This is a genomic window from Bacteroidales bacterium (genome assembly GCA_023228145.1).
Lineage (GTDB): Bacteria > Bacteroidota > Bacteroidia > Bacteroidales > CAIWKO01 > CAIWKO01.
On sequence record JALOBU010000022.1, the window covers coordinates 15,465 to 30,526 of the forward strand.

Annotated in this window: 6 protein-coding genes, 2 tRNA genes and 4 pseudogenes; 2 read left to right on the top strand and 10 right to left on the bottom strand. The window is 38.8% G+C overall.

Features of this window, described 5'->3' with window-relative positions:
• Positions 1-489 precede the first annotated feature (489 nt).
• From M0R16_10470 to M0R16_10480, 3 genes and pseudogenes are all read right to left on the bottom strand, one after another.
• A pseudogene (locus M0R16_10470) lies at positions 490-669 on the bottom strand (M23 family metallopeptidase).
• Positions 670-672: 3 nt separating this feature from the next.
• Positions 673-972 (bottom strand): annotated as a pseudogene (locus M0R16_10475) (M23 family peptidase).
• Between the two features lie 22 nt (positions 973-994).
• The gene (locus tag M0R16_10480; protein ID MCK9613304.1) at positions 995-2,035 is read right to left on the bottom strand and encodes a hypothetical protein; all 1,041 of its coding nucleotides are present in this window, start codon (positions 2,033-2,035) and stop codon (positions 995-997) included.
• Between the two features lie 284 nt (positions 2,036-2,319).
• Between M0R16_10480 and M0R16_10485 the strand changes: the two genes are divergently transcribed.
• Positions 2,320-4,920: a hypothetical protein gene (locus M0R16_10485; GenBank protein MCK9613305.1), complete on the top strand. Its 2,601-nt coding sequence runs from the start codon at positions 2,320-2,322 to the stop codon at positions 4,918-4,920.
• 1 nt (position 4,921) lies between these two features.
• On the opposite strand, the gene M0R16_10490 is transcribed toward M0R16_10485, so the two are convergent.
• Positions 4,922-5,212, bottom strand: coding sequence for a gliding motility-associated C-terminal domain-containing protein (locus M0R16_10490; protein MCK9613306.1), 291 nt, complete (start codon positions 5,210-5,212; stop codon positions 4,922-4,924).
• Between the two features lie 1,860 nt (positions 5,213-7,072).
• Positions 7,073-7,207, bottom strand: a pseudogene (locus M0R16_10495) (TPM domain-containing protein).
• Positions 7,208-7,295: 88 nt separating this feature from the next.
• Between M0R16_10495 and M0R16_10500 the strand changes: the two are divergent.
• Positions 7,296-7,373: pseudogene (locus M0R16_10500) on the top strand (polymer-forming cytoskeletal protein).
• Between the two features lie 2,254 nt (positions 7,374-9,627).
• Here M0R16_10500 and M0R16_10505 read toward each other — a convergent pair.
• The 5 genes from M0R16_10505 to M0R16_10525 form a co-directional block, all read right to left on the bottom strand.
• Positions 9,628-11,229, bottom strand: coding sequence for a S41 family peptidase (locus tag M0R16_10505; GenBank protein MCK9613307.1), 1,602 nt, complete (start codon positions 11,227-11,229; stop codon positions 9,628-9,630).
• Between the two features lie 78 nt (positions 11,230-11,307).
• Positions 11,308-11,391, bottom strand: a tRNA-Leu gene (locus M0R16_10510).
• 76 nt (positions 11,392-11,467) lie between these two features.
• Positions 11,468-13,552, bottom strand: a complete 2,085-nt coding sequence (locus M0R16_10515) for a thioredoxin family protein (GenBank protein ID MCK9613308.1) — start codon at positions 13,550-13,552, stop codon at positions 11,468-11,470.
• A 62-nt stretch (positions 13,553-13,614) separates the two neighbouring features.
• Positions 13,615-14,940, bottom strand: coding sequence for a tRNA lysidine(34) synthetase TilS (gene tilS / locus M0R16_10520; protein ID MCK9613309.1), 1,326 nt, complete (start codon positions 14,938-14,940; stop codon positions 13,615-13,617).
• 47 nt (positions 14,941-14,987) lie between these two features.
• Positions 14,988-15,060, bottom strand: a tRNA-Phe gene (locus M0R16_10525).
• Positions 15,061-15,062 lie beyond the last annotated feature (2 nt).

Genomic DNA, 15,062 nt, shown 5'->3' on the forward strand with positions numbered 1-15,062 from the left:
ATTAGTATCGTTAAAAAAGAGCGTTCCATTACCGATATAATGTTTATAAATATTCAGGCGGTTTCCCGGGGCCTTGTATGTGTTTACCTGGCGGATATCTTTTAAGGAGTATTCATTATAATCTATCAAAGTATTAACGTATCTTCCCTCGTCGAAACTTATCGAGTCAAACCCAATTTTGAAAAACAAAGCAGAATCTACATGTACTTCGATAGAATAAATTCCGCAATATTTTGCATAGCCGATGATGTCGTTGGCAACAACTCCTAAATAAATGCTGCCTGAAACCCTGCTTGTGTCTTTTACTTGATATTCATTATTTTTTACAACAGGCTCTATCCAGTATTTTTCATTTTTTTCGTTTATCAGAGCGTATCTGTTTGCGGGAACGATACATATCTTTTTAATAACTGGCTTGTCATTGTCAGTAATTTTATAGCCGAACAACAATGGGTTTATTGGCCTTTCACTCAGTTCACTTCGTATTTCAAAATGAAGATGAGGCCCGCTCGAAGCGCCTGTATTTCCCGAATAACCAATAATATCTCCTTTGTTTATTTTAAACAATTCCGGATTAGGGAATAATTCGATTTCAAAAGATTGTTGTTCATATTGTTGTTTTTTTACATAATCGTCAACTATTATATTGAAATTATTCAGGTGGCCGTAAACAGAAACAAAGCCATTGGGATGAGTAATGTAAATTGCTTTGCCATAGCCAAAAGGAGAAACTTTAATCCGCGAAACATATCCATTGGCTATGGCACAAACTTCAATGTTTTTCTTCCCTTCTGTTGAAAAATCGAGCCCTGTATGAAAGTGATTTGCTCTGAGTTCTCCAAAAAATCCTGTTATTACAGGCTTTATATCCAATGGTAAACGAAAATAATCCTGCGGCAGATTTTTTTGTGCACTAAGCGGAATTTTAAAAAAAATTGTGAGTAAATATAAAACAAAAATTATACGGTGCATTTCGGAATTGAAATCATTGATACTATTTCATTTTTTCCAGGTCACAAAACTTTTCAAGCAGTTTAAATGCAGGGTCATATCCTTTTTCAAACGACAATTTCCAGTCGTTACATGCGCCGTCTTTATCACCAAGTTCAGCTTTGCAAAGCCCTCTAAGGTCATAAGCTTCTGCAAATTCAGGCTGAAGGTCAATGGCTTTGGAAAAATCAATCATAGCATCTTTATATTGCATCAGCATGTATTTTGCCTGGCCCCGGAATACCAATACATCAGCATCATTTGGGCTTAGTCTTAATGCAACATTGTATTTATCAATTGCACCTTTATAATCGGTCGTGTTGTATTTTTCAATGCCCTGGTCAAGGAGTTCTTTAACTGCCTTACTTCTATCCATATCGCTGAGTTTGCGTTTTTTAATATCCTCAAAAGAAGGCAGCAACATGTATAATTTTTTCAGCTCTGCTTTGTCAGCAATTAGTTTTTTTATGGTTTCAATAGGTATGGCAAAGTTGATTCCGGGTTCATTTAAAACAGGAGTAATGGACATACCAATGGCATTTCCTGACATGTCGAAAACCGGTAACCCGCTATTAGTTAGCTGTAATTCAGATTCTATGGTGTAAAGAACAAACTGGTCATAATTTTTAACTTCCTTTATAGTTCCATCAACCAAATTATAATGTCCTTCTTCCCCGGGATTTATTAAATAGGTTTTTTGACCGGCCCCGGGTTGCTTGTTTTCCATGGTTATTGATATTGCACTATCGTATTCTATTTGCAACAAAACAATATCGTTGTCTATATCGGAACTTAGATACCCATCGATATTATAATGATTTCCATTTTGTAATAATACTTGTCCGTTTCTGTAATTGCCAATGGCATTGATGGTGGTAATCACAAGATTTTTATCAACACAAAATCCGTAGCCTACCGGCACCGTATTGGCTTTTATCACAGCGAGGGAGGAAATAATTTTATTGTTAATGATATTGTTTCCCTGTGAAAAAACAATGAATGATGTTAACAATAATGACGTTAGCAATACGAATGATTTTTTCATTTTATTTTTTTTATTTCAAAATTATGAGTTTATTAAAAACACTAAAAGATTATGTCATGGAGTTATTAACAGATTTACTAAATGTTTTATGAATTATTTTGTTGGATATTTTAATAAAGAGTTTATTTTATTCATGTAATATTTTGTTAAAAACGCTTTGTAAACAGGTTGCATTACAAATACAATGCCTAATCCTGTTGTTACTTATTAAGTGTATAAAATGTGTTATATTTTACGTTATTAAGTAAGGACAATTATTATTTTTATACAAAATTTTGATTCAAGTGAATCTGCGTAAATTAAAATCGAAACGCCTGAAAAGAATAATTATCACATTGCTTATAATGATAGTGTTTATAGGTATGGGAGGATTGTTCATCGGATATTTTTATGAAGACGCTGTCAAGCATATTATTATTAATGAGCTTAACAAGAGGCTGAGTACAGAAATTGTTGTTAATGACATTGAAAAAGACATACAATTTTCAGTATTCAGAAACTTTCCTTATGCTTCAGTCAGCTTCAGTAATGTTGTTATACGAGATGCCGTAAAATCTCCAAGAAAAAAAGCAAATCTGCTGGAAGCAAAGAGAGTAACATTGCAGTTCAGTATTCTGGACCTTATTTCCGGCAAGTATAAGATAAAGAAAATCGAAGCGAAAGAAGGTGCGGTAAAAATTAAGATTTATAAAGACCGTACCGATAATTATCATTTTTGGAAACCATCTTCCGACACAACAGCAAAGGATTTTTCTCTTGACCTTCAAAAAGTCATGCTGGAAAAAATGGCAGTTGTATATTCTGATCAGGGTTTGCAGCACACATTCAGTGTTTTTGCAAGGGATGTTGCATTTAAAGGCAAATTTTCAGATGATGATTATAATTTAAATATTGACGGAGACCTCTATGTATATCTTATTAAAATTGACAAAACCGTATTTCTGGCAAACAAAGCATCACGTGTAGGTATTGATATGCATATCAATACTAAAAACAAACATATTACATTTCAGGAGGGAGGTTTGCATTTTGGGCAGATGGCGTTATCCGTAACCGGAAATATTGTGTATGCCAACAGCCCCACTTTACTTGACCTTACATTAAAGGGAGAAAAAATTAAACTTCAAACATTTATCAGGGAACTGCCGTCAAAATATAGTGCTCATGTTTCGGATTATGACTTTGGGGGTAGTTTTAACTTTGTTACGACTATTAAAGGAGAGGCTGGTAATGGGAAAAACCCACTAATTAAAGCAACCGTAAATATCACTGATGGGAATATTACACAGAAAAAAAACAAGGTTGCACTGAGTAATGTTTGTTTTGACGTTTATTACACGAACGGGAAAAACAATGGATTGGAAACATCCCAGCTTACCATAAATAATTTCGGGGCAAAGCTACATGATGGAAATATCAGCGGAAATTTCATTATGACAAATTTCAACAAGCCGGAAATTTCACTAAATGTCTCTGCCCATCTTGAAATGAAAGACATTTTCGATTTTCTTAAAACAGACACCCTTGCATCTGCTTCAGGGAAAATCAGCATACAGGCCTCATATAAGGGAGTGTTGCAGGGTAATAGCAGCTTTACAGTTAAAGATTTTATTGCTTCGTCCAGCACCGGAACGCTGGAAGTTCGTGATGCAGAAATTATTTTTAAAGGGAATGTGCATACATTTTCAAAACTAAATGGTTCGTTTGATTTCAGCAATAATGATATCGTTTCAAAAAGTTTTTCGGGTAACTATGGCTCCACCGATTTTTTGCTGAAGGGAGAGTTCAGGAATATTTTGCCATACTTCTTTCTTGAAAATCACCCCATGATGGTAAATGCCATGGTGGAATCACAATTTGTTGAAATGAATGAGATTCTTGGTTCTTCAGAGAACAAGAAAGATACCGCTTTCCATCTTAAAATTCCGGATAATATTAATTTTAATTTATCATTGAATGTTAAAAAACTTAACCTTGGAAAGTTTTCTGCTGCTGATATTTCTGGCGCAATACTTCTTAAAAACAAGCAGCTTATTGCCAAAGAAATTAAGATGAAGGCCATGAATGGTCAGGTGGTTTTTTCCGGCCTGATGGATGGCGCTATGCCTGAAAAAATACTCATCAGCTGTGACGCATCCATTAAAAATGTTGATATCACAAGACTGTTTTCGGAAATGAATAATTTCGGGCAGAAAGATGGCGGCCTGCGCGATATAAATCTAAAAGGAAAACTCACTGCAGATGTGCAGTTTGCATCCGTATGGTCATCTGCACTAAAAGTGGACCCTAAGACCATATATGCCAATACGAATATTGTGATAGAAAATGGAGAACTGAACAATTATGAGCCCTTAATAGGACTTTCAAAATATCTGAAAAACCGCGACCTGTCTCGTGTTTCTTTCCAGACACTTAAAAACACCATACAAATTAAGAACGAAGTGATTGCGATTCCGGACATGGAAATCAAAAGTAGTGCTATTGATTTTAAAATCAGTGGCACACATACATTTGACCAGGTCATAGATTACCAGCTAAGCGTTTTAATATCACAATTGCGCGGCAACGGAAGTAAACAAGATAATCTCGCTGAAGATATTGGAATCATTACTGATGACGGGCTTCACAAAGAAAAATATTTTTTCCGGATTACAGGAACTGTAGATAATCCCGTTTATCACACTCTTGACAAAGAAGGGTACAAAAAGAATATTAAAACAAATCTAAGTAAAGAAAAAGTAACGCTTAAAGAAATCCTGAACAGGGAATTCGGTTGGTTTAAAAAAGACAGTACCATAAATAAAGATTCCCAAACAAAGCCCGAAGAAAAGTATGATTTTAATGTTATATGGGATGAAGAAGAAACTCCCGAAAAAAAAGAGTAATTTATCTCAGCACAGCAAAACTTCCCTTTAAGCTAAGTTCTTCGTCACGGTCATGGTAATTCACCGTTTTATAAGTAATAATATAATAATACGTTCCTTCTGCTGCAGGAGCTCCATTTACTTTCCCATCCCATACTCCTGAAATGTCACTTGTTTCATAAATTTCCTTACCCCATCGGTTATATATTATCAAGTGTAAACTTTTAAAGTTTCCTTTAGCGTAAAAATAATCGTTATAACCGTCGTTATTTGGCGTTATTACATTAGGAACATCCACGTCAACACAGGGCATTATATCAATGGTATCTCTTGTGATGCAGCCGTGATTATCCACAGCAACCCAGTAAATTCCGGGTTCAGAAACGGTATATGTGTTTTCTGAGCTGCCGTCGGTCCATAAATAATTCTGATATGAAGCACCTGCATCCAGAATAATTATCGGAGCTGAACAAAAATAGATATCCTCTCCAAGAGATATGTCAGGAAATTCATGAACCGTTACAACAATTTCCACATCAGCAGTACAGCCTTCGTCTGAAATTCCGGTTATTGTATACGTTGTTGTGATATCAGGAAATACCATCACATTTGTTGCAGAATCAGGGTTTACAAATACAACTGGTTCCCAGGAATAAGAAATGGCGCCGGAAGCTGTCAGGCCAATGCTGTCTCCCTGACAGATTTCCGGTGACAGAGGGGTGATACTGATTGTGAAACCGGGGAATATGCTTACGCTTAAATCTGCCGAATCTTTACAACTTCCGTTTGTTATTACCCATGTATATGTATAGTTGCCTTCCTGAGAAACAATAACGGTAGGATTTGATATTTGGTTGTTAGGTAAAAAAACAGATTGCCCCGGTCCGAAAGATTGATACCAGTATCCGTTACCGAAAGGAAGCTGGGCGTTAAGATTAAAAGACAAAGTATCGCATATGGTGATTGAGCTTCCGGCATCAGCAACAGGCAGGGAATCTACAATAATTGTAATAATATTGGAATATGCTGTGCCACAGCTGTCAATTGCTTGCCGCACGAAATAAGTTGTTTGATTTAATGTCCCCGGCTGGTAAGTTTCATTATTACTGGCAGGGATAATATTCCAGCCCGGAGTTCCCGGAACAGTTGAACTAGTAGAAAACTGCCATTGATAAGTAACAGAAATTCCATATCCTCCGGAAGCAGGTGATAAACTTGTGAGTAATCCCGGTATATTTTCTTCACAGATAATTGTGTCATCGACAATTATTCCCCCTTCAAGAGGCGGGTAAACAATCAATGTAACAACATTTGAATACACAGTGCCACAATTGTTGATATAAGCTCTTACAAAATAAGTGGTATCAATAAGGTTGCCTGGCATTAAATCGGGGCTGTTTGTGCCCGGAATTATTGTCCACTGCCCGGGCGTTCCAGGAATATCAGTGGTTACAGACATTTGCCACTGATAATAACTGCCGGCAGTATCTCCACCGCTTCCGTAAATAATATTTAACAGGGAGTCGGGTGAAGTTCCATAACATATAACTTCGTTGGCACCACTTATCTGCCCTCCGCTCATTTCGGCAAAAACCTGTAGTGTGTCAAAGACAGGAATAGACCAGCCACAACAAGGTTCGTATTGTCGGAGCCTTATAAAATAAATCCCTTCATCCAGGCCAATTATTTGAGGAGAATTTAGCGGTGATGCAAAAACAGCATTTTCGGGGGAGGAAGTATATATTAGCCATTCATACTGAGTTGCCAGCAAACTGCTGTGGAGATAAATTATACTGTCGTGACATGCAGGGGAAGTTTCAATGATGATGTCGGGCAAAATCCTGTTATCGGTAATTCTTATGAAAGAATCAAATGTGCCGCCGTTTGCGTCAATATCGTAATTGCCTGTATTTGTGAAGAAAATCAATGCACTATCGGATGTATTATCGTAAGATGAGGTTATTTCATTAATATCATAAACAAACTGTGCATTTGATGGAAGCCCCCATGTGCCGGTTAATTTTGTTATTTCAATTTCTGAATTTGTACAACCCCTGTTGTTGTTATAACCAATAGTAATTGTTGTCGGGTTGGGAATTGATGTGCTGGATCCGTTGATTGTTGATGTGTTTCCAAGGGCAATGGCCGTATTAATACCCTGGGCGCCATCCTGCCCTTTGCCTCCTGTGCCACCGTTTCCTCCAATGCCACCATTACCTCCGGCACCATTTTCTGAAAGGCAGGTAGTATTTCCGAGGCCTCCTGCACCGCCAGTGCCTCCCGTTCCGCCAATATTTCCCGTGCCTCCTGATGTTGGTGGGCCTGTATACGGGTTTATTACGCTGGAAGTTATTATTCCGTTACCCCAGCCGCTGGCGTAAATAACAAACGAGGAGCCGCCGCCGCCACCACCCTGTCCTCCTGTGCCTCCTTCACCGCCACCGCCACCGGCACCGCCACCGTTGCCTCTTCCGGGTAAACAAAACGGAAACACTCCGGTGCCTTGTCCGGAAGAGCCTCCGCCACCTTGGCCACCACCACCGCCATGCCCGTCACCACCATTAATTCCGTAAGATGGAATCCAATAATGATTGCTGAAATCATAGTTGGTAACAGCCGGCATTAAATAAGAAACACCGTCTTGTCCGTTAGTTCCGTTTTGTCCGTTTTGCCCTGCCCCGGGAGTACAATGTGTGCTTCTTATACCTCCCTGTCCTGCCGAAGAACCTCCAGGTTCTCCTCCGCCACCGGGACCTCCCGGAAACCCATTTTCTCCCTGTGCATAAACATCAAATTCTTCGTATTGTCCCATGCCTCCGTTACCACCGGTTCCACCCTGCGATATTCCGCTTCCTACAGCAATACCAGCGGTTCCTCCTTGACCATTGGCATCAAGGTCACAGTTAATTATTCCTCCGGAATTTTCTCCTCCTGGCATGCCATTTCCGCCATTATTGCCAATGACACCTGTCGAGCCTGGCAATCCGTTCTCTCCGGCACTCGCTGCACCGGCAGAAATATCGCACCTTGTGATATGATAATTATTGCAACTATCAATGATATGAATGCCATAAACCGAATTCCCGCTTCTGTCCGTTGTACCTGTTGCGCCGGCGGGTTTCACATGAATATGTAAATCCTGAAGTGTCCAGTTACTAACATTTTGCGCAGAAAATCCCCTGTAAAAGCCAATGGTAACATTATTAATATAAACAGTTTCCAGAGGTGGGTTGATATTAATAGTTGTTGTTTCTGCTGATGATTTTATCCAATTGCCATTAATTATTATATAGCCGCCATCTATAGTAAGGTCGTCTTTAAGATGAATAACTTCTGTTTCATTATATGTTCCTCCCAGCATCCTTATGGTATTTCTGGAATCCGTTGCCATAGTGATAGCATAAGCCAGAGTTTTAACCGGTTCATCGGGAGTGCCTCCGGTGGAATCATCTACACCAGCCGGAGAAACATAAACATAATCGCAATGTGAAGAACCCACAATAACCATACAATCAGGCGAAACTGTATTCAGTCCAGAACAGGCATCCATATATTCTACATTAATCTGATAAAGCCCATAAGAAGGGAAAGTAATATTTGTTCCCGATGCATTGGGTGTATGAATTATCAGGCCGGGAGACCCTGTCCATAACCATCCTGAGGGATTAACAATTCCGAAAAGACTTGGTTCAAGATATGAGGAAAAGTAATGTGTGGAATAAGGCAAAACCATGGAGCCGCATAAGGGGCTGTTTATCGGTGTCTGAGGGTAGGGTTGATGCGTAACCCTGATGGGTTGTGAGATAACAGTGGCATTTACAAAAGTGGGAGTGCATGCCGATGTAACTTTAACTCTGTAGTTTCTTGTGCCGGGTATGACTTGAACAGTATAGGACGGGGCGGTAGCGCCGGGGATATCTGTCCAGCCTGTTGGCGGGTTTAGGCTGGTATTTGCAGAAACCTGCCATTGATAAAATGTAACTGAATTGTCGGCAACCACAGTAAGCGTGAGCGGGTCGGGGTCACAAAGCACAATGTCGCTGCCCTGAGATGTTGGCTGGGTTAGAATTATTGGAGGGTCGGATAAGTCCCAACGAATTCTGACCTTAATATCATAAAGTCCGCAGGTAAACCATCCGTAATAGTTCCACTGACATTTAGGGTCATCTCTGAAATTTATTGTAACCAGTGTCGAATCAAAACAAGGCTGGTCGTCTGCCAGAAGGCAAAAGGGCCAGTCGCAGCAACCGTCATAAGTACACCTGTCGGGGACACCAAACCATTCACAATCCTTTTCAAATCCCTCGAAATTGATTGTAACCTGCTGTGCTGTTGAATTGACAATGTCTCTGATAGTATAGGGCAGCTCACCGCTGGCATCTGTTGTATCAAGAGTAAATTGATTGTAGGAAACATCATCTCTGTAGACACAATTGCCACCTGTCCATGACGGGTTAACATCATCTTTTGCCCACACTTTCCATGTCGGGTCTGGCCCGCCGAAAATTCCATCCGAAGCGATATTACACCTTAATGCTATGACCTGAACCTGAAAATTGACATTTTGTGTATAGACACTACTTGCAAAAATGACAAATAATAAAAGAATAAAACTATAACGCAAAATTTACTTCATTTAAAAAGAAAAGGAACTTCTTGTTTTGTGTAATTTATGCAAATTTACTTTAAATTTCAAAAACTTGCTTAATCTGCCGAAATAATACATTATTATCTGGCTTCCAGAACCTGCATAGCTTTTTTAAACATAATGTCGGCATGAAGAATAACAGGATAAAAAGCCGGGTCGTCAAAAATATTTCTGCCGATAGAGCCTTTGATAAGAGATTTCAGGGCATTTTCCGCCGATTTAATTCCTTCATTATCTCTGGCGACACCCTTAGATTCTGCATACGCAATAAACTCTTCAAAAAGGCCATTACTTATTATAAAAGACGAAACGAATTTTTCGGCAGAACCATATTTTTTTAATTGATTTCTGTTTTTATCAGCATAATCAAAACAAAAGTCCCTTAATATATCTTTGCTTATAATTTTGCGGTAATAATCTGAAATAAATTCTGCTTTATAAGGAATGTAGATGTCGGGCATAATGCCTCCCCCGCCATAAACAATTTTACCTCCGGGTGTTTTATACCGTATTGTGTCAGCAAAATTCAGGCTATCAACCACATTCATGTTGTCTTCAAGAAGTTGTATGTAAAACTCGTTATAATATTCTTCGTATCCTTTGGTATATGGTTTTTGTATGCAACGCCCCGTCGGTGTATGGTAACGGGCAACAGTAAGTCGTATAGCCGACCCGTCACCCAATAATATCTGTTCCTGCACCAGTCCCTTTCCAAAAGAACGGCGCCCGATTATTGTTCCACGGTCATTGTCCTGTACAGCTCCGGCAACAATTTCACTGGCGGAAGCTGAAAATTCATCAATAAGAACCACAAGGTCATTTTGTTCAAACAAACCTCCGCCTTTGGCCACATAACTTCTTTTGGAACGATGTGAGCCTTCTGTATAAACAATCATTTTATTTTCAGGCAAAAATTCGTCAGCAATTTCTATGGCTTCGTCAAGGTAACCCCCGCCGTTACTACGCAAGTCAAGCACAAGCTTTTCCATTCCAAGGCCTTTTAATTTTTTGATGGCTTCGTGCATTTCTCCGGTTGTTGTGGCCGAAAACTTACTGAGTTTGATATACCCGGTATTATTGTTAACCATATATGCAATATCCACTGAGTAGGTCGGAATAACATCGCGGGTAATAGTGAAATCATAATATTTCTTCTCATCTTTTCGGTAAACTTTTACCGCTACCTGTGTACCTCTTCTGCCTTTCAGTTGTTTCATCACTTCGGTATCTTTGATTTTAATGCCTGCTGCGTTTTTTTCATTTATTTTAACAATGCGGTCGCCGGATAAGATACCTTCTTTTTCTGAAGGCCCCCCCTGTATAGTGTTGATTACTGTGATTGTATCGTGGATAACCCTGAATTGTATCCCAATCCCGTCGAAGTTGCCTTTGAGGGGGTCGTTGCTTTCGTTAAACTCCTCGGCTTTAATATAACCTGAATGCGGGTCAAGGCTTTGCAGTAATCCGGCAATGCCTTTTTCGATAAGTGTTTTTCTACTTATAGTATCCACATAATCATTTTCAATGTAATTCAGCACATCATTTAATTTATCGTAACGGTTGAGTTTAAGAGAAAAAATATTTTTTTGAGCATGCGGAAGAAGTAGATTACCGAGCAAAACTCCTATTATAAGTGTAAGTGCAAAGAATAGCGGAAGGTATATATTTATTTTTTTCCCCATAAATAAGTGATTAAAACTAAAAAAACAGCCTGATTTCTGCCTTCCTTATTTCAGGAAATGAACAAGCTGTTTTTATAGTACCCGAGGCCGGAATCGAACCGGCACGAGATTGCTCTCATTGGTTTTTGAGACCAACGCGTCTACCTATTCCGCCACTCGGGCAAATAAATAAAGAACTTTTTAATGAGGCGCAAAGATAAAGATTTGTTTAGTAAGTGACAAAGAAAATCGTTGTTTCTTACAGATGGCGTTTTTTAAATTCGTCAACCCCTTTTTGCAGAAAGGCCGCATAGTTTTCAACATCGGCATCATAGGCGCTGGGCTCCGACAGTTTAGCCGTATTCACCATGTTTTTATCCTTTATCTCAGTAAAGGGGTCAAGCAACACATAATATGGTTGAGCATTAACACCGTAATATTCAGCCTGCATGTCCGACCATTTTTGTCCGTAAGTTTTAATGCTGCGCTCCTTTCCGCTCACTACAGAAACATATTTTTCACTCTCGGGCAGTTCCTCCCTGTCGTCGGTGTATAGCGTAATGATGACGTATTCTTTTTTTAATAAAGGCAGCACCTTGTCTTCGCCCCATACCGATGCTTCCATTTTTTTGCAATTGGTGCATCCCAGGCCGGAAAAATCGAGCAATACGGGTTTGTTTTGCTTTTTGGCAAATTCAATGCCCTGCCGGTAATCCAGAAAATGAACCAGGCCGTAAGCACCTTCTTTGGTATTGTAATCTTTGTATAAGGATTTATCGGTATTATCAGAGACAGCAACTGCTTGCTTATTTAAATTAAATGACTGTGTGGTAATCGAAGGCATAAATCCGCTGATGGATTTTAGCGGTGCCCCCCACAGGCCGGGTATTAAAATCAAGGCAATAACAAAACTTGTCATGGCGAGAAATAATCTGAAGACACCAATATGTTTCAGCTCGCTGTCGTGCGCCATTTTTATTTTTCCCAGCAGATAAAATCCCATCATGACAAATATGGTTATCCAGATTGCCAGAAAGAGTTCACGCGACATAATGTGCCACCCCGCAACGGTATCGGCAGTTACAAAAAATTTTAACGAGAAGGCAAGCATCAGGAAGGCCAGCACTACTTTTACTGAGTTCATCCAGCCGCCGGATTTTGGCATGGATTTGAGCCAGGATGGGAAAACGGCCAGCAACATAAAAGGGATAGCCATAGCAATGGAAAAACCAAGCATTCCCATCAGGGGAGATAAAAAGTTAGCCGAAGAAGCAGTCTCTACTAATAAAGCGCCTAGTATAGGACCCGTACAGGAAAAAGAAACCAACACTAAAGTAATGCCCATAAAAAATACTCCGATGAGGCCCCCGCTTTGTTCGCTTTTTTTATCAAGAGCACTGGTCCACCTACTTGGCAGGGTTAATTCAAAAACACCAAAAAAAGCAATGGCAAAAACAATCATAAGTGCAAAGAAGAAGAGATTAAAGACAGGGCTGGTTGCGAGTTTTCCCAAAGCATCGGGGCCGAAAATTAAAGAAATTGCCAGCCCGAGAGCCACATACACCACAATGATGGTCAGTCCGTATATTATCGATTCACGAATGGCGCTACGCCTTGATTGTGTTTTGTTTAAAAAGAAACTTACGGTCATAGGAATCACTGGCCAAACACAAGGTGTCAGCAGTGCCAGAAATCCGGCTCCCAGCCCAAAAAGAAAAATCAGCCAAATTGATTTTCCATCTTGTTTTTCTTTTTCAGAAGTTTGTATTACAGAAGCAGTATCGGTTTTCAGAGAATCATTTGTTTTTGCGCTGCTGTCAATAACAGGTGTATTGGCAGCTGTTGTGTCAGGAACGGTATTGTTTTCTGACATCTTAAATTTTGAAACTTCAACTTTAATTTTAAGATTTTCTGATAAGGGAATACAACTATTGTCATTACATACCATGTATTCTATGTCCACATTTATGGTAAAATCTTTATTGCCTGAAACGATAATTTTTTGCATGAAAGAGACATTCTTTTTCCATTTTCCGATTTTCATCTCAAACATTTCATCATATACTTCTGTTGGCTTGGGCGTTGTTATGATTTTACCCTGAGTTTTGTAACTTCTCGCAGCCGTAAATTTAATTTCTGTCGGCAGCGGGCCACCCGTGGGTACCTCCATGGCATAAAGATTCCATCCTTCATCAATTTTAGCCTTCAATATGATTTCTGCAGGATTGTTTTCAAGAGGCTTTACTTCATAAGACCATTTTACGGGATTCAGAATTTGTGCCCCTGCATTGAAAATGCTCAAAACAAAAACAGCAAAAACAAAAAATAATTTTAGTTTTTTCATAAACATAGATGATTCAGAAATTGAAGATTTACATATCAAAATAAGTCTGCTAAATTAATACATTATTTTAACCATTTTATTTCTAAAATAGTATGTGTGGATGGAGTAATTTTAAAACGGTTGTCAATTCTATGGCCAACAATCCAAATAATTTTGTTTCCCGAACACAAAATCCAGGTATTTGATTTTTCAACAATAGAAAATTTATTATCACTAAAAAAATCACTGAGTTTTTTTTTGTTTTTCATGCCCAAAGGATAAAAAATATCACCTTTCTTCCATCTGCGCAAGCTTAGTGGAAATAGTAATTTATCATAATCAAGCAGGGCGGTAGTTTTTGCTTTGTTTGTTTTTTCAGAGTTTGTATTTTTTATTTTCTTCAAGTGAAGCACAAGAGGCTCTGATATTTTTTTTATCTGTTTTTCTATTAGAAAAGTCTCAGCTTCCTGAGGTTTTTTTATTTGTTCTATAATAAGATAATCTCTGTCTTTTATCAGGCGATGAGTTTGGGAATAAAAAATTTTGCCTGAAATATTGTTAAGTGTTCGGCAGATGTCTTCGCAAACAAACTTGTTGAAACCATAAGGAGAAATATATTCATAGAGAAGGTGGGAGCATGGTGTATTTGTTTTCAGAAATTCCAGAGGAAGTGTAATATTTCCGTTTTCAGAAACAAACAAAGGGGAGTTGCTTTCGAGATAATGATGATAAATCGTTTCAGTGTTTTTTAGCCTGCACATGCACTCCAAAATGGTTTTTCTATATTCGGGTTGAATTTTTTCGAGTACGGGGAGAAGCTTCAGCCTTATTTTGTTTCGCAGGTATTTGTCTTCGGAGTTTGACGAATCGGAACAAAAACATATTTTGTGTTTACAGGCATAATCTTCGAGCTCATTTCTGAAAAAAGGTAAAAGTGGCCGTATAACGTGGTTTTGCTTTTCGGGTATTCCCGTTAGCCCGCGGATACTTGTTCCGCGAATAAGATTCACAAAAAAAGACTCTATTTGGTCGTCAGCATGATGTGCTGTGGCAATATAATCGTAATGAATTTCTTTTCTTAGTGCTTCAAACCAGCTATAGCGCAGTTTTCTTGCAGCTTCCTGTATGGATAATTTGTTTTGTTTTGCATAAGCTGAGGTGTCAAAACTTTTTACAAAGTATTTTATTTTTTTTCTTTTTGCATAGTTTCTGACAAAAAGTTCGTCATGGTCGGATTCATTTCCCCTTAATGCAAAATTACAATGCGCTATTGCAACATGATAGCCTCCTTGTAAAAAAAGTTCTGCCATCACCATGGAGTCAATCCCGCCGCTTACAGTAAGCAATATCTTATCCGTTTCGCAACATAATCCGCTCTGTTTTATATGTTTAAGAAATTTTGACAGCATGCTGAACAAAAGTAATAAAAAAAGCACACCTTTCGATGTGCTTTCTGTGGCAACGACTGGAATCGAACCAGTGACACAAGGATTTTCAGTCCTCTGCTCTACCATCTGAGCTACGTCGCCCC